Source organism: Reyranella sp. GW821-FHT12G01, assembly GCF_058806575.1.
Map to the genome: position 1 here is coordinate 3,857,106 of NZ_JBXAPV010000001.1, position 12,384 is coordinate 3,869,489.

20 protein-coding genes and 1 tRNA gene are annotated in these 12,384 nt (G+C 64.7%); 12 read left to right on the forward strand and 9 right to left on the reverse strand.

Translation table 11 applies throughout. The annotated features are described in order from the left end of the window. Positions 1 to 22 precede the first annotated feature (22 nt). Complete coding sequence (locus AC1RP5_RS18685) at positions 23 to 451, reverse strand: hypothetical protein (protein WP_493112992.1); 429 nt, start codon at positions 449 to 451, stop codon at positions 23 to 25. A gap of 455 nt (positions 452 to 906) precedes the next feature. Here AC1RP5_RS18685 and AC1RP5_RS18690 point away from each other — a divergent pair, with 455 nt between their 5' ends. Continuing rightward, entirely contained in the window at positions 907 to 1,179 is a 273-nt protein-coding gene (locus AC1RP5_RS18690) for a hypothetical protein (RefSeq protein WP_493112994.1), read from the forward strand. Between the two features lie 23 nt (positions 1,180 to 1,202). Here AC1RP5_RS18690 and AC1RP5_RS18695 read toward each other — a convergent pair whose 3' ends face one another. Then, positions 1,203 to 1,451, reverse strand: coding sequence for a transcriptional regulator (locus tag AC1RP5_RS18695; RefSeq protein ID WP_493112996.1), 249 nt, complete (start codon positions 1,449 to 1,451; stop codon positions 1,203 to 1,205). Positions 1,452 to 1,523: 72 nt separating this feature from the next. Here AC1RP5_RS18695 and AC1RP5_RS18700 point away from each other — a divergent pair, with 72 nt between their 5' ends. From AC1RP5_RS18700 to AC1RP5_RS18720, 5 genes are all read left to right on the forward strand, one after another. Further along, on the forward strand, positions 1,524 to 2,195 hold the full coding sequence (locus tag AC1RP5_RS18700) for a helix-turn-helix domain-containing protein (protein ID WP_493112998.1): 672 nt from the start codon (positions 1,524 to 1,526) through the stop codon (positions 2,193 to 2,195). A gap of 73 nt (positions 2,196 to 2,268) precedes the next feature. Then, on the forward strand, positions 2,269 to 2,730 hold the full coding sequence (locus AC1RP5_RS18705; protein WP_493113000.1) for a hypothetical protein: 462 nt from the start codon (positions 2,269 to 2,271) through the stop codon (positions 2,728 to 2,730). 23 nt (positions 2,731 to 2,753) lie between these two features. After that, positions 2,754 to 3,503, forward strand: coding sequence for a hypothetical protein (locus AC1RP5_RS18710; RefSeq protein WP_493113001.1), 750 nt, complete (start codon positions 2,754 to 2,756; stop codon positions 3,501 to 3,503). Beyond that, positions 3,503 to 3,811 (forward strand): hypothetical protein, encoded by a 309-nt coding sequence (locus tag AC1RP5_RS18715; RefSeq protein ID WP_493113003.1) that lies wholly within the window; start codon positions 3,503 to 3,505, stop codon positions 3,809 to 3,811. The genes AC1RP5_RS18710 and AC1RP5_RS18715 overlap by 1 nt, the downstream gene beginning before the upstream one ends. Positions 3,812 to 4,040: 229 nt before the next feature. After that, positions 4,041 to 4,460: a hypothetical protein gene (locus tag AC1RP5_RS18720; protein ID WP_493113005.1), complete on the forward strand. Its 420-nt coding sequence runs from the start codon at positions 4,041 to 4,043 to the stop codon at positions 4,458 to 4,460. A 21-nt stretch (positions 4,461 to 4,481) separates the two neighbouring features. Here the strand turns inward: AC1RP5_RS18720 and AC1RP5_RS18725 are convergent, their stop codons facing one another. Beyond that, entirely contained in the window at positions 4,482 to 4,778 is a 297-nt protein-coding gene (locus AC1RP5_RS18725) for a hypothetical protein (protein WP_493113007.1), read from the reverse strand. A gap of 81 nt (positions 4,779 to 4,859) precedes the next feature. Continuing rightward, complete coding sequence (locus AC1RP5_RS18730) at positions 4,860 to 5,219, reverse strand: hypothetical protein (RefSeq protein ID WP_493113009.1); 360 nt, start codon at positions 5,217 to 5,219, stop codon at positions 4,860 to 4,862. Positions 5,220 to 5,551: 332 nt separating this feature from the next. Between AC1RP5_RS18730 and AC1RP5_RS18735 the strand changes: the two genes are divergently transcribed. Both AC1RP5_RS18735 and AC1RP5_RS18740 read left to right on the forward strand, forming a co-directional pair. Continuing rightward, positions 5,552 to 5,845, forward strand: a complete 294-nt coding sequence (locus AC1RP5_RS18735) for a hypothetical protein (RefSeq protein ID WP_493113011.1) — start codon at positions 5,552 to 5,554, stop codon at positions 5,843 to 5,845. Further along, a complete protein-coding gene (locus AC1RP5_RS18740; protein WP_493113013.1) occupies positions 5,817 to 6,968 on the forward strand; it encodes a tyrosine-type recombinase/integrase in 1,152 nt (383 codons plus the stop codon). The genes AC1RP5_RS18735 and AC1RP5_RS18740 overlap by 29 nt, the downstream gene beginning before the upstream one ends. A 442-nt stretch (positions 6,969 to 7,410) precedes the next feature. Here the strand turns inward: AC1RP5_RS18740 and AC1RP5_RS18745 are convergent. The 5 genes from AC1RP5_RS18745 to infA form a co-directional block, all read right to left on the reverse strand. Continuing rightward, positions 7,411 to 7,486: transfer RNA gene (locus tag AC1RP5_RS18745), tRNA-Phe, on the reverse strand. Positions 7,487 to 7,521: 35 nt separating this feature from the next. Next, entirely contained in the window at positions 7,522 to 7,746 is a 225-nt protein-coding gene (locus AC1RP5_RS18750) for a DNA gyrase inhibitor YacG (protein WP_493113015.1), read from the reverse strand. Next, positions 7,739 to 8,923 carry a ribonuclease E/G gene (locus tag AC1RP5_RS18755; RefSeq protein WP_493113017.1) on the reverse strand — a complete coding sequence of 395 codons (1,185 nt, stop codon included), beginning with the start codon at positions 8,921 to 8,923 and terminating at the stop codon, positions 7,739 to 7,741. The genes AC1RP5_RS18750 and AC1RP5_RS18755 overlap by 8 nt, the downstream gene beginning before the upstream one ends. Next, the gene (locus tag AC1RP5_RS18760) at positions 8,920 to 9,501 is read right to left on the reverse strand and encodes a Maf family protein (protein ID WP_493113019.1); all 582 of its coding nucleotides are present in this window, start codon (positions 9,499 to 9,501) and stop codon (positions 8,920 to 8,922) included. The genes AC1RP5_RS18755 and AC1RP5_RS18760 overlap by 4 nt, the downstream gene beginning before the upstream one ends. Before the next feature lie 3 nt (positions 9,502 to 9,504). Further along, positions 9,505 to 9,723, reverse strand: a complete 219-nt coding sequence (gene infA, locus AC1RP5_RS18765; RefSeq protein WP_199600557.1) for a translation initiation factor IF-1 — start codon at positions 9,721 to 9,723, stop codon at positions 9,505 to 9,507. Positions 9,724 to 9,938: 215 nt separating this feature from the next. Here infA and AC1RP5_RS18770 point away from each other — a divergent pair, with 215 nt between their 5' ends. The 4 genes from AC1RP5_RS18770 (at position 9,939) to AC1RP5_RS18785 (ending at position 12,374) form a co-directional block, all read left to right on the forward strand. After that, the gene (locus tag AC1RP5_RS18770; protein WP_493113021.1) at positions 9,939 to 10,715 is read left to right on the forward strand and encodes a hypothetical protein; all 777 of its coding nucleotides are present in this window, start codon (positions 9,939 to 9,941) and stop codon (positions 10,713 to 10,715) included. A 16-nt stretch (positions 10,716 to 10,731) separates the two neighbouring features. Then, positions 10,732 to 11,316 (forward strand): hypothetical protein, encoded by a 585-nt coding sequence (locus tag AC1RP5_RS18775; RefSeq protein ID WP_493113023.1) that lies wholly within the window; start codon positions 10,732 to 10,734, stop codon positions 11,314 to 11,316. 151 nt (positions 11,317 to 11,467) lie between these two features. Next, complete coding sequence (locus AC1RP5_RS18780) at positions 11,468 to 11,782, forward strand: hypothetical protein (protein ID WP_493113025.1); 315 nt, start codon at positions 11,468 to 11,470, stop codon at positions 11,780 to 11,782. Positions 11,783 to 12,062: 280 nt separating this feature from the next. Further along, the gene (locus AC1RP5_RS18785; RefSeq protein WP_493113027.1) at positions 12,063 to 12,374 is read left to right on the forward strand and encodes a hypothetical protein; all 312 of its coding nucleotides are present in this window, start codon (positions 12,063 to 12,065) and stop codon (positions 12,372 to 12,374) included. Positions 12,375 to 12,384 lie beyond the last annotated feature (10 nt).

Here is a 12,384-nt window from a genome sequence, read left to right on the forward strand (position 1 = left end):
CTTCCTCGGCGCAAGGCCGCTGTTAGTCGCTCGTTCCAGGAACCACTGGGCGCGCTTCCTCCACAGCGTTGCCGTCGCGCTGCGACGCTCCGCCATCCACACACACAGCGCCGCCATCAGCTTCCAGAGACGATTGGATTTCATGAACTTCTCTCGCGTGCCGTTCTTCTTCGGCTTTGAGCGCTTCGATGCGCCGGGTCAGGGAGGCGAGTTCGGCACGGGTCGCCAGATCGGGGCGCCCCACTGCCGTAAGAAAAGCGGTGCAGAGCTCGGCATCGTTCAGGATCGCGGCGACGTGCTTCGCCTGCGGGCCAGTACGTCCGAGCTTCCAGTTCTCGACGGTGCGCACGCTGGTGCGGACCCGCTTCGCGATCGCCTTGGGCGACCACGGGCGTAAAGCTTCCGCGATAGCCTCGTTGACCGACAGGGTCCTGATCGCAACGCCGTTCACGTTCGGTACTCCGCTACTTTTTCGAGTGTCTTTGCGTAAAGAACTTTCCATGCCGATCTCCGATGTTGCTGCCCATGCGGAGCAGCAATCACCAAGAGGAGCGCGAAGGTCGGTTCGTTCACGTTGGCGAAATCACGCGGCGCCTGGTTGGTAGCCTGTTGGCGAAGCGTGAAGAGATGGCGGCCGCGCGGCCGCATGCGACCACCCTGCAAGGTGGCGCGAATTTGGAGACTGCGGCGCCCGGCGATCCCCGCCACTGCGCGTCGCATACGGGAGGCGTCGCTGCCATTGGTCCCCGCCTTAATGCGGCGGCGTCTCCCGTCCCATCCAATGGCCGGTGACGGACCCTCCTTGGCCGAGGGCCAGAGGTCCACCACCTGACTGCGCTTCAGCCGCGGTCGACCATCAAGAACCGACGAAGGTCCCACTTCCCTCAAACAGGTCGAGGCAGAACCATGCCTAGGAAGAAGAAAGAGCCGACGACGGGCGAGAATTTCGCCGTGGATCTGGCGGTCGGCCTCTGCTCCTGGTTGCTGATCATCGAGACGATGACGCACTTGGAACGACGCGGCGTCCTTCGCGAGAAGGACAGCTTGAAGATCATCGCCAATGCAGTCGCTTCGCTTGAAGCGCTCGCCGCCGAGAACCCCGGACATTCGACGTTCCGCATCGCCAAGGTCATCATGGATTCGCAGCTCGTCGGCTGGAATCGCGACGATCTGAAATAGCGCACGGGCGAACAGTGCGCACATCAGGTCGCCTCGGCTTGCTGAGGCGCTTTAGACTTCCCCGACGCCAACGCCGAGCCGAAGACGTCGGGCCGGAGATCCGCTTTGGTGACCTTGCCGTTTGTCGCCGCTTCGATGGCGGCGCAATATTCGGCTGGGACAACGCGCGTTTTGTTCCAGTGCCATAGCGTGGATTGACGTTTGCCGATGGCCTTCGCCAGGCGCGTCAGATTTCCAACATGGTCGATCGCGAGGGAGAGCGCATCACTCATGGCCTCCATATTACCGATTTATCGGTTTTTCTCAACCAAGAAATCGGTTTGCTCGTCCTGTAGGGTCACTGGATGTCAGACAACAACCCCAATGGCATCGGCGAACGCATACGCAAGCGTCGTACAGCACTGAGAATGTCACAGAAGCGCTTGGCCGGCGAAGTAACGAAACTCGGGATGAATCTCTCCCAACAGAACGTCAACAGCATCGAATCGGGAGTTGTCGCCCGCCCCCGCGCCCTCCCTGAGATTGCCAAAGTCTTGTCGACAACAATTGAATGGCTTCAAAAAGGGCTAGGTCCAGAGGAGTTCGGGGTACATGAGCGGCCCCAGCGCAAATACGGCTTGCACTTCGAGCTGTTGCCAAGTGCCCACACTCGGGACCCTTTCATTGTCGAACTCATACCCATCTCAAAGTACAAAGCTGAGTCCGTCTTTGAGCTACGCTTGAAGTATAGCTTCTACATGAGCGGAACCGAGATGAGCCCGGTAATTGAACACGGCGACGAGATTGGCGTGTGTCCCGATGTGCAGCCCGCCTGGGGGATGGACTGCGTTTTTGTTCAGAAGGAAAGGAACGGCAAGTGTCTAGCCACTGTAGGCCGGCTCGCCGCGTCGAACAAAGAAGAGTGGTTGGCCATGCATTTTAATCCAGAGAATTACTCGCACCTCCCTCGGTCGGTGTGGATAGCAGCGCATCCTATCGCAATGATTCGCCGAGCGAAGGTGATGAACCGGGAATAACCCAAATATCGGTTGACTGATAACCGATAAATAGGTTACCCCTGCGTGACTTGCACGTAGGGGACCGACATCCATGCCCGACACGATCCTCGCCGCCCCGGCCAGCCTCACCACCGCCCAGACGATCGCGCTGCACCGCCGACCGCTGCCGTCGCATGAGCTGCAGGGCGTAAATTTCCGGGCCTGGGCAGCGGCGACCTGCCAGGCCGAGGTCGACCACCGCGGCCGGGACTTCGCCCGCATCGAGCGCGAACAGGGCTTCAGCTTCGACCGCAACGAGGATCCCCGCTGCGAAGAGCGCGGCCAGTTCCCCCATGAGGCCAAGGCCGGCGTCGCGCTGATCTGGCTGTCCCACCTCCAGACCCACGAGAGCGAGAAGCGCTGCCCCTTCGACGCGAAGCCGTGGCGCCTTTGGGCGCCGGCCGCCCGCAAGGCTTGGCTCGATCGCCGCCGCTACCTCTGGGCCGGCTTCCTCAAGGCTGTCCGCGCCTACCGCGACGTGCGCGCGCCGATCGACCAGCTCGCCGCCGCCTAGCCAGTTTCACAACGGAGGGACCAATGCCTGACTCGCTCATCATCAACGAAAGCCCAGCACGACCACCAAGCTCGAAGCAGCGCAGCGCCAAGAAGGCGACGCCCCGCAGGGCCGTTCATGGCGAGAGCCGCCCGCCCGTCCCGGCGTCGATTGCCGCCATCGCCGCGGCTGAAACCGCCCGCGTCCTGCCGAGCTTCATCTTTGGAGAAGCCGATCAGACCGAGATTGGCACGCGCCGTGCCCTGATTGCCTTCGGCCTCGCGTGGGAGATCATCGACGAGATCTCAGGCATCGGTAGCGAGGCGAAGAAGAATGGCGGTCGGGTGGAGCTGTTGAACAGCAGCCACCTGGAGACACTTGCCGATCGCCTCTATCTGCTGCTGGGCACCGTCCACGATCAAGTCGACGCTGCCCATGGACGAGCCCAGAAGATCGTCGAGGCAGCAAGCGAACTGAAGAAGCCCGCCCCGTGCCAGAGCCTCCCCAAAGGCGACGGCTTGATCGCACTTCGCCTGGAACTGCAGGCCGCCGAAGATGCGGTGAACGAGGTCGGCGCTCCCGAGGAAGGCCCCCTCGTCGAAGCTTATCACACGGCCGACGACCGCTTCATCGAAGCGCAGGCGCGTACACCCGCCGAGATGCTGCTGAAGCTCGAACGTCTCGCTGAACTTGAGGAGATCGAGGATGGTTCGCCGCGGGCTGCCGAACGGATCGTCCTCAACCTGATCCGTGACCTGCGCGGCGCCATTGGCGTCAACGGACAGGTGCAGTGATGCCGGACACACTCGCGCAGTTTTCGCACACTCATCCGACGTCGATCGAAGCGCTCAACCTGTTTCATCAGATCGAGCCTGAGGTCGAAGAGATCCAGCAGGCGCAATGTCTGCTCAGCGACGGCCTTGACGTTCTCCATGCAGTGTTCATGGAGAGCTGCGGCACCCACCCTCGCGGCGCCGAGATCAACTTCCTGATCCAGGCGCTGCAGGCGATCGTCGTCGACATCGTCAAGCCAACTGACGCGATCACCACCGCTATCGACGTTCTCAACCCTGACCCACGCAAGCAGCGGGGTGCGTTGTGAAGTCCTGCCCCTTCTGCAACGGTGCTGGCGTCATCCGCCAGAAGTCCGTGCGCCAGTTCTTCGGCGAGTGCGTCGCCTGCGGCGCCGGCTCCGAGCCGAAGCCCACGCCTACCGAGGCTGAAGCCGAATGGGCGCGCCGGGTCCGCGCACCGGAAGCACGACCGAGTGATTGGGCCCAAACGACCATCAACCAAGCTGCCTGAGCGGCTATCTCACTAGGGGATCAGCTATGCCCGATACACTCGCCGTCATCCCGGCCGACCTCTCCTCCAAGCCCCACGTCGGCGCCCGCCCTGCCCGCCGCGTCCATTCCCGCCTCCGGCCCCTCTGGGACGCCTATCAGGCTGCCTGGAAAGAGGTCAGCGACGCCGGTGACGAAGCGGATCACGCGAGGCTCGCGAGACCTCACGGCGCTGCGCTGGGTAGCACCCAAGCCGAAAAGGATGCCAGGGAGAGGTTTGCCTTGGCCCGCAACAGCTACGACGTCGCCTCCAAAGCGATTCTCGCCGCGCCCACGCGAACGTTCGACGATGCCCTCTGCCGGATTGAGCACGCCATCGACTTGGCGGATGAGGGCACGGATGCCGACCTCATCAACTCCCTGAACAAGGCGTTGCGGATTCTTCGCAAGGCAAACGTCGAGGCCTGACGCTTGCCGAACCCGACGCTCCTACAGCTCGCGAAGAGGCCTGTTCTTGGCCTCTTCGAAGCTCGCCCGCGCTTCGGTGAGTGTGAGCAGGGCGTAGGTATTGGGAATGTCGTCGATGTCCTGGGGAAGTCGCCCGGAGACAGGCACGCGAACCTTGTTAAAGAGGCCGACGCCCAACCGCGCATCCATCGGCGTCTGGATGTAGGCCACTGCCCTCACAAAGTGATGGCACTCCCAGCGGTCAAGTTGCTGCTCGCTGCACTCGCGCGTGCGCAGGAAGCTCTCGATTTCTCTAATCAGAACGTCGCGTTCGTTCATGGGCAACTATCCTGTCGATCCAAGGAACGGGGCGCTGTAGGCCCGGTTGCGGCGCAGCAATGGTACGGATGCGACGCAGGCCTACGCCTGCAGAATCTTCACGATGCTGCCCCGAACCTCGCGAGCGGTCAGCGTGGGCCCGCCGGCCACTGCGGCCAGTGCCTTCTCCGAGCAGTAGAGATCGGGCCGCTCGACCTGGAGCATCACGTCCTCGCCGACCCGGAAGTAACCCGTTTCCAGATGGGCGACCACACGACAGAGCAGGTCGCTTTCCCATGCGTTGAACGTCTTTTCTTTGTCGGCGGCATCGAGAAACCGCTCCATGCGCTGGACGAGGTTGCGGCGAGCAGTTGCGACGGCGGTCGGGGAAATAGACATGATTGGTTGTAGCACGCTCCCGCTTCGTCCGGGCGCGATCTCTTGGGGCGTGCGCGCGCCCAACAAGCCCGCCTTACTCGTGCTCGGTGGGCATTCGCCTAAGCGCTGCCAAGCCGCGTCGAAAGTCCTCTTTGGTAAACCTCGAATGGGTCGCGTCCAGGCCGGTCACCAGCACAAGGGCGTACACAGTGCCGCTCGCGCGGGCGACGACCTCCCTCCGACCTATGTCCAGTTGAGCTTGCCGAAGGTCAGACTGTACTATTGGGTCGGCACCGCGCAGTTCTTCCAGATCACCCCGAGGCACTTCGCGGCGGCCAGATACACGTCTCCAATCTGGCCGGCCGCCGGTCTTTCTTCCCAAGGGTTCGACCGGCGGCTGCCTAAGAGCTCGAAACGTGACCGGCGCTTTTTTCGCCGTGGCCGAACCGGCCATGAGTAGAGCTGCGCGCGACTGGCCCGCCCTGATGAAGCCGCTGACGGCACGGGCGTACCTGGACGACATGCCGGCGGCCAAGTTTGGCGCGCTGGTCGTGCCTCATCTCGACGCGCGTAGCACTGGGGGTGAGCTGAGATACACCCGCAAGTCGCTGGATGCCTGGATTGACGCTGGCGGCGGCTCGCTGGAGGTTCAGACCCCGGAGGCGCTGGGAAGGCTACTGGATGACGACGGTCCACATCTCGGGCATTAAGCGGTACGTCAGCAACGGCACGACGTACTACTACCTGCGCGCTAGCGGCGAGGCGATCACCGACGCCGAGGGCAACCGCCTCGACCCGCACAAACACCCGCAAGAATTCGCCGCTCGCGTCGAGGCGATGAAGGCGACGCTAGCCGCCCTCCCCCGTCCCAAAGCCAAGGCAGGGTCCCTGCTGGACCTCATAGAGGCCTGGCGGGGCATTCCAGGCACCGACGGTCGCCGCAAGCGCGATCCCTCTCCAGAGTGGCTCCAGCTCTCTCCAGCGACCCGGAAAAGCTACGAGCGGATGATCGACCCGCAGAAGGGCTATCTCCGGCGCGCCCTCAAGCTGGATCTCGGCACACTGATGCTGCTGGCGATCGACACGCCCAACGTGGTCAAGATCCGGAACAAGGTCGGAAAGGCCTTCGGCTTCTGGACGGGCAACTACTCCGTCACCGTCCTGTCGACGATGTTCTCCTGGGGCATTCTCTACGGCCACCTGACCGTGAACACGGCCAAGGGCGTTCCTGACCTTGAGAGGCCCGAAAATCTGGAGGCCCAGCACCGATCCTGGGCGGACGTGGAATTCGCCGCCATGGTGGACGGCGCCCGTCAGCGGGGCTGGCGAGGCATCCTGCTGGCGCTTGGGCTGGGAAGGTTCGCAGGGTGGCCTACCGGCGACATCACCCACCAGCCGCCATCTGTGTGGCAGCGGCCTCGCTTGGTCTACACGCGGCGCAAAACCCGGAAGGGCAAGAAGGTGACCAACATTCTGGCCCCCGATCCGCTACTGGCCCTCCTCGACGAGGTCGGCGTCGATCCCGGCGCCAAGAGTCTGGTGGTGAACGAATCAGGCGAGCCCTACACCGAGAGCGGCCTGCGGACGATGATCAACCGGCTATGCCGGGAGCTGGCCGAAGAGGGCAAGGTCAAGCCAGGCCTGAATATCCACGGCCTGCGCCACTCTCTCGGAAATGAGCTGTACGACCTCGGGATCGAGCGCGAGGCCCGAAAGCGCATGATGGCCCACGAAAGCGATGCTGCCAGCCTGATCTACGAACAAGGTGGGAATCGTAGCAGACAGGCCGACAAGGCAACCCGGGCGCTCAACCGGAAGCACAGGCCCAAGTAAATTAGATGAAAAACAGTCTCTCACTAAGTTGCCGCCCGCTCCCGCAACCTTACACTCCGAATTCAATTACTGAACGGCGGCGCGGCATTGCTGGCGGCAGGTGGGCATGAGCGATACATCCGAATTACTTCGCCTCCGCGCTCTCGCGCGCGAAGCCGAGCGAAGATATTTCCGACTGAGGCTACTCTTGGAAGATCCAGTCACCCTTCAGGCGGCGCAGCAAATCTGCGCTGACACGGCGAAGGCCGTGAAGGATTACGAGGAGCAGCTCAAAGGGTCACCGCCAGATGGCCCTGGTCGAAGGTTGGACGGCGAAGGAACGTGAACGGAACGGGATCGATGTCTAAAACCGCGACCGAAGGTGTCTAAACACCAGGACTTCGAGATTTTTCGCGGGTCCGGCGACTTCGATAAAGTTCAAGCCGGCATGCATTAAGGCGAATGGTGCCCAGGGGCGGAGTCGAACCACCGACACTGCGATTTTCAGTCGCATGCTCTACCAACTGAGCTACCTGGGCATGCCGTCCGTTGGAGGCCGGGCTTATAGGACGGGCTAGACCCGCTGTCCAGACGCTCCGCCACCCCTGTTCTCGGGATCGTCCTCGCCCGGGACCTCGTCGGTCTCGATGCGGTAGCCCTCCTTCAGCCAGCGGCCGAGGTCGATATCGGCACAGCGCTTGCGGCAGAACGGCTTGTACTTGGGATCGGCGGGCTTTCCGCAGGTCGGACACTTCGGTTCGATACGCACCGCACGCAGCGGCGGGGTCCGGTCAGTCATCGCTCTTCTCCAGCGCCTCCAGCTGGGCCGCCAGGGTCGGACCGCGCCGCGCGCGGGTCAATTCGAAGTGGCCGAGCCGGGTGAAGCCGTAGATCTGGGTCGGCACCGGGTCGCCCGCCAGCGCCTCCGCCAGCGCCGCCTGGACCTTGTCGCGGTCGTAGGCGCTGCGCATCGTTACGAAATCGATCACCACCGCGCCCGCGATGTTGCGCAGCCTGAGCTGCTGGGCGATCGCCGGCGCCGCCTCGAGATTGACCTCGACGGGACGGCGCGGCGCACGCCCCTGCCGGCCGCCGGCGCCCGCGCTGTCGACGTCGATGGCGCACAAGGTCTCGCCCGGCTCGAACAGCACCTCGACGCCGCTTGCCAGCGCAATGCGGGCCGCGAGTCCGGTGTCGATCTGGCCGGCGACGTCGTCGATGTCGAAGGCCGGCATCGCGCCGTTGTGCCAGCGCACGCGGATGCGCTCGCCCAGGCGATCCATCTCGTCCTGCAGCGCGCGCGCCATGGCGCGGTCGTCGAGGATGACCTCGTCGAGTGTGGCACCATGGTCGCGCAAGGCCCGCGCGATCGGATCGCGTTCGCCGGGCACGCGTGACGACAGGTCGGCCGGCGGCTGGATGTCGAGCGCCAGGCGCCTGATCTTCTCCCACCGCTCCAGCACATGGGTCGCATCGGCGCGCAGCACGTCGGCCGTCACGCCGGAGGCGGCCGTGCGCAGCACGATGCCGCCTTCGAGCAGGCCCTCGACATGCGCCTTGAGCCGGTCGCGCTCGGACTCGCCCTCGATGCGGCGCGAGAAGGTCACGCCCGATCCGTTGGGATGATAGACGAGATAGCGGCCGCTGACGGCGACGTTCATCGAGAGCCGCGGGCCCTTGTCACCCTCGCCGTCGTTGCGGACCTGCACCAGCACCGGCGCGCCGGGCGGCGGCCAATCGTCGGTGCCGGAACGATCCTCAGCGCGCAGGAAGCCCGAGCGGCCGATGCCGATATCGACGAAGGCGGCATCGAGATCGGGCATCACCCGTTCGAGCCGTCCGAGGAAGATACCGTCGACGCGCGAGGGCTTGTCGCGCCGCACGACCTGCAGCTCGGCGAGGCGGCCGTCGGCCACCAGGGCCATCAGGAACGCCTTGGGCAGCACGTGGCAGATCAGCCGGTCGATACGGCTCATCGCGTCGCCGATTTCAGGAGCGCCACGGTTTCGAACAGGGGCAGTCCGACGACATTGCTGTAGGAGCCGGAGATGAATTCGACGAAGGCGGCGGCGCGGCCCTGGATGGCGTAGCCGCCGGCCTTGCCCTGCCATTCGCCGCTGGCGACGTAGCCATCGATCTCGGCGGTCTCGAGTCGCTTGAACCGCACGATGGTCTCGACGAGCCGCGTGCGCACCCTATTGTCGGGACCGGCGACGGCGACGGCGCCCAGCACCCTGTGGCGACGGCCGGACATCCTGGCGAGACAGTCCCGCGCCTCGGCTTCCGCCTCGGCCTTGGGCAGGATGCGGCGTCCGCACACCACGACGCTATCGGCCGCCAGCACGAGGGCGCCGGGATGACGGCCGCGCACGACGTCGAGCTTGGCCTCGGCCATGCGCAACGCATAGGCGCGCGGCAGCTCGCGCGCGTGCGGCGTCTCGTCGATGTCTGCGGGGTCGATCGTCGCGGGCTCGAATCCGACCTGCCGCAACAGGTCGAGCCGTCGCGGTGACGCGGAGGCGAGGACGAGCGCGGGGATCGGCGAGGCGCTCAACGCCTACTTGAAGCGGAAGGTGATTCGGCCCTTGGTCAGGTCGTACGGTGTCATCTCGACGGTGACACGGTCGCCTGCCAATACACGGATGCGGTTCTTGCGCATCTTGCCCGACGTGTGGGCGAGAATCGTGTGGTCGTTGTCGAGTTTCACCCGGAACATCGCGTTGGGCAGCAACTCGGACACCACACCGGTGAATTCGATCAAGTCTTCTTTGGCCATCCGGCCTCCGGCTGGGGTGAATTTCTGGGAAAGCGGCCGGAAAATGGGCCGCAGGCGGGGGTAAGTCAATGGTGCGGCCGGGGGACAGCAGCACGAGTGAATGCGTGCGCGGACCGCGAACGGCCGGCCTTCTCACCGGGGCCAGCCTCCCTTATACAAGGCGCGGCTGCGGCCGCCCGGGAAAGAAGGACCAGCAAAAGATGAACGCAACGTGCATGTCCGGCCTTGTAGCCGCCCTGCTTCTGGCGCCGGCACTCGCCTTCGCCCAGGCGCCGGCCTCTACGACACCGCCCCCCAATGCCATCACCCATCCCGGTCAGAAGACGATCGGCAAGCCCGCCACGCGGCAGTATTCGAGCGCGCTGATCGTCATCAATTCTCGCGGTGCGAAGCTCGACGGCCAGAAGCTGGTGCTCGACGGCGTGCTGCCGACCGCCACCCTGTTCACCAGCCGCCCGAAGCGCTCGGTCGGCCACATCGTGACGCCGGACATGGCCGAGATCTGGCGCACCGGCAGCTTCGCCAAGGACCCGCCCAACGCGACGGTCTCGGTCTTCCACAAGAATGGCTCGAACGTGTCGGACCTCGTGGTCACCCTGAAGACCGCCAAGCTCGAAGGCGAGAAGCTCACCTTCGACGTCGACGTGCTCGAGGGCAGCCTCGGCGCCGCCGACGGCCCGGCCTCGGTGTTCATCGACACGATCTGGTTCGGCATCGGCTCGCACGGCGCCCAGTATTACGGCCAGAGCCAGACCACCGGCGGCGAGACGCCGGCGATCGGCGATCCGGACGGCACCAGCACCTTCAGCGGCTGGCCCAACCCCTCGCCCACGCAGCCCGTCAATCCCTACGGCGGCAGCGGTGGTGGCGGTGGTGGCGGCGGCTACAACAGCGGCGCCGGTGCGCCGCCGCCGCCGGATATCGATCCGCGCTACCAGCAGCGCTACAACGCGCCGAGCTGCGGCCAGCCTCCTCTCCTGCCCTGCTACTGAGCGTACGGTGAAGAACATGACCAGCTTCCGCCTCTCCGTCGCTCTGGCCACCGCAGCCACGACTCTCGGCCTCGCCTTCGGCGCCGCCGCCCAGACCGCTCCGGCCGCACCGGCCGCTTCCTCGGTGCAGGGCCTGCCCAAGGTCGTCGGCGCCGCGCAGCATCCGCGCCTCATCCCCTCGATGTTCGTGCTGAACGCCCGCAGCGCCAAGCTGCAGGACAAGAAGCTCATCCTCGAAGGCGTGGCGCCCAACGTCATCGTGTTCGCCGATCGCCCCGTGCGCTCGGCCGGTCACGCGATGCTGCCGCACGTGCTCGAGGAGTGGACGCTGAACGCGCCCAACTCCTTCGCCAAGGATCCGCCCAACGCCACCGTCTCGGTGCTGAACAAGGCGAAGGCCAGCGTCGTCGATGCCGTCGTCACGTTGAAGACGCCGAAGCTCGAAGGCGACAAGCTCACCTTCGACGTCGAGGTGCTCGAGGGCGATCTCGCGGGCGCCGATGGCGGCGCGTCGGTGTTCATGGACATCGTCAATCTGCCGGTGCCGCGTCACAGCTCGCACCGTGCGGCGTGGTACGCCGGAGCTTCGCCTACTCGGTGACTCCGTCCTTACACTTTCTTGCGCGATGCAGGCGCCTAACCTGCACGCGCAAGCGAGGGTAAGTCACAATCCGCGCACAATTCGGTTCGGAAATGGTGGCGGCACGAAAGTGCTCCGTTTTGGCAGTGCTTCGCGCCAAAGGAGAGCCATCATGAACCGCACATTGCTTGCAATCTCGCTGATCGGTGCCCTGACCCTGGCGGCCACGGCAGTCCAGGCGCAAGGGATGATCAGCGGCCCCGAGCCGACCGGCGCCACCGGCGTCCGGCTGCCGACTGGAATCGGGCCGAACTGGACGCCGACGGCGGAGGGCGCAATCGTCCGCCAGCGCATCCACGACGCAGGCTACAGTGGCACCACCATGCTGCAGCGTCACGGCGACGGAAGCTGGGAAGGTCAGGCCTTCAAGGGTGACACCTCCTACATGATCACGGTCGATCCGGCCGGCCATGTCACGGCCCATTAGGCCAAGCTTGCTTATCGATCGATCACACAGGAACTCCTGCCAAGCCAGGCAATCCTGATTCGAGATGCTGGCCCGATTGGCGACCAGCATCGCTCGGCCCGTGATTGCGGGTTCGCTTCTGCTCGCTGACACCGTCCTTACAATCGCTTGCGCGAGACAGGTGCCTCACCTGCGCGTGCAAACACGAATGGGCCACAATCCACTCACAATTCGGGACGGATATGCCTCCGGTCGAAGGCGCTCCAGTGTGGCAGCGCTTCGCACCTTGAGGAGTAAGATTATGAACCGCACTTTTCTCGCAGTTACCCTGCTCGGCACGCTGACCGTTGCGGCGACTGCAGCCCAGGCGCAAGGCATGCCGAGCGGCGCCGAGCCTGCCGCCGAAGCCGGCTCGCGCATGCCGACGGTGGCGCCCAACTGGTCGCCGACCGCCGAAGGCGCGATCGCCCGTCAGCAGATTCACGATGCAGGCTACAACGGCGTCACCATGCTGATGCGCAACAGCGACGGCAGCTGGCAGGGCCAGGCCCAGAAGGGCGACACCTTCTACATGATCACGCTCGATTCAGCGGGCCACGTCACCCAGCGCTAGGCCCAACGGT

Bases quoted from the DNA above. Each gene is read 5' to 3' on its own strand.
- AC1RP5_RS18690 (WP_493112994.1), top strand. From the start codon at position 907: ATGCCTAGGAAGAAGAAAGAGCCGACGACGGGCGAGAATTTCGCCGTG.
- AC1RP5_RS18695 (WP_493112996.1), bottom strand. From the start codon at position 1,451: ATGAGTGATGCGCTCTCCCTCGCGATCGACCATGTTGGAAATCTGACG.
- AC1RP5_RS18700 (WP_493112998.1), top strand. From the start codon at position 1,524: ATGTCAGACAACAACCCCAATGGCATCGGCGAACGCATACGCAAGCGT.
- AC1RP5_RS18705 (WP_493113000.1), top strand. From the start codon at position 2,269: ATGCCCGACACGATCCTCGCCGCCCCGGCCAGCCTCACCACCGCCCAG.
- AC1RP5_RS18710 (WP_493113001.1), top strand. From the start codon at position 2,754: ATGCCTGACTCGCTCATCATCAACGAAAGCCCAGCACGACCACCAAGC.
- AC1RP5_RS18715 (WP_493113003.1), top strand. From the start codon at position 3,503: ATGCCGGACACACTCGCGCAGTTTTCGCACACTCATCCGACGTCGATC.
- AC1RP5_RS18720 (WP_493113005.1), top strand. From the start codon at position 4,041: ATGCCCGATACACTCGCCGTCATCCCGGCCGACCTCTCCTCCAAGCCC.
- AC1RP5_RS18725 (WP_493113007.1), bottom strand. From the start codon at position 4,778: ATGAACGAACGCGACGTTCTGATTAGAGAAATCGAGAGCTTCCTGCGC.
- AC1RP5_RS18740 (WP_493113013.1), top strand. From the start codon at position 5,817: ATGACGACGGTCCACATCTCGGGCATTAAGCGGTACGTCAGCAACGGC.
- AC1RP5_RS18750 (WP_493113015.1), bottom strand. From the start codon at position 7,746: ATGACTGACCGGACCCCGCCGCTGCGTGCGGTGCGTATCGAACCGAAG.
- AC1RP5_RS18755 (WP_493113017.1), bottom strand. From the start codon at position 8,923: ATGAGCCGTATCGACCGGCTGATCTGCCACGTGCTGCCCAAGGCGTTC.
- infA (WP_199600557.1), bottom strand. From the start codon at position 9,723: ATGGCCAAAGAAGACTTGATCGAATTCACCGGTGTGGTGTCCGAGTTG.
- AC1RP5_RS18770 (WP_493113021.1), top strand. From the start codon at position 9,939: ATGTCCGGCCTTGTAGCCGCCCTGCTTCTGGCGCCGGCACTCGCCTTC.
- AC1RP5_RS18775 (WP_493113023.1), top strand. From the start codon at position 10,732: ATGACCAGCTTCCGCCTCTCCGTCGCTCTGGCCACCGCAGCCACGACT.
- AC1RP5_RS18780 (WP_493113025.1), top strand. From the start codon at position 11,468: ATGAACCGCACATTGCTTGCAATCTCGCTGATCGGTGCCCTGACCCTG.
- AC1RP5_RS18785 (WP_493113027.1), top strand. From the start codon at position 12,063: ATGAACCGCACTTTTCTCGCAGTTACCCTGCTCGGCACGCTGACCGTT.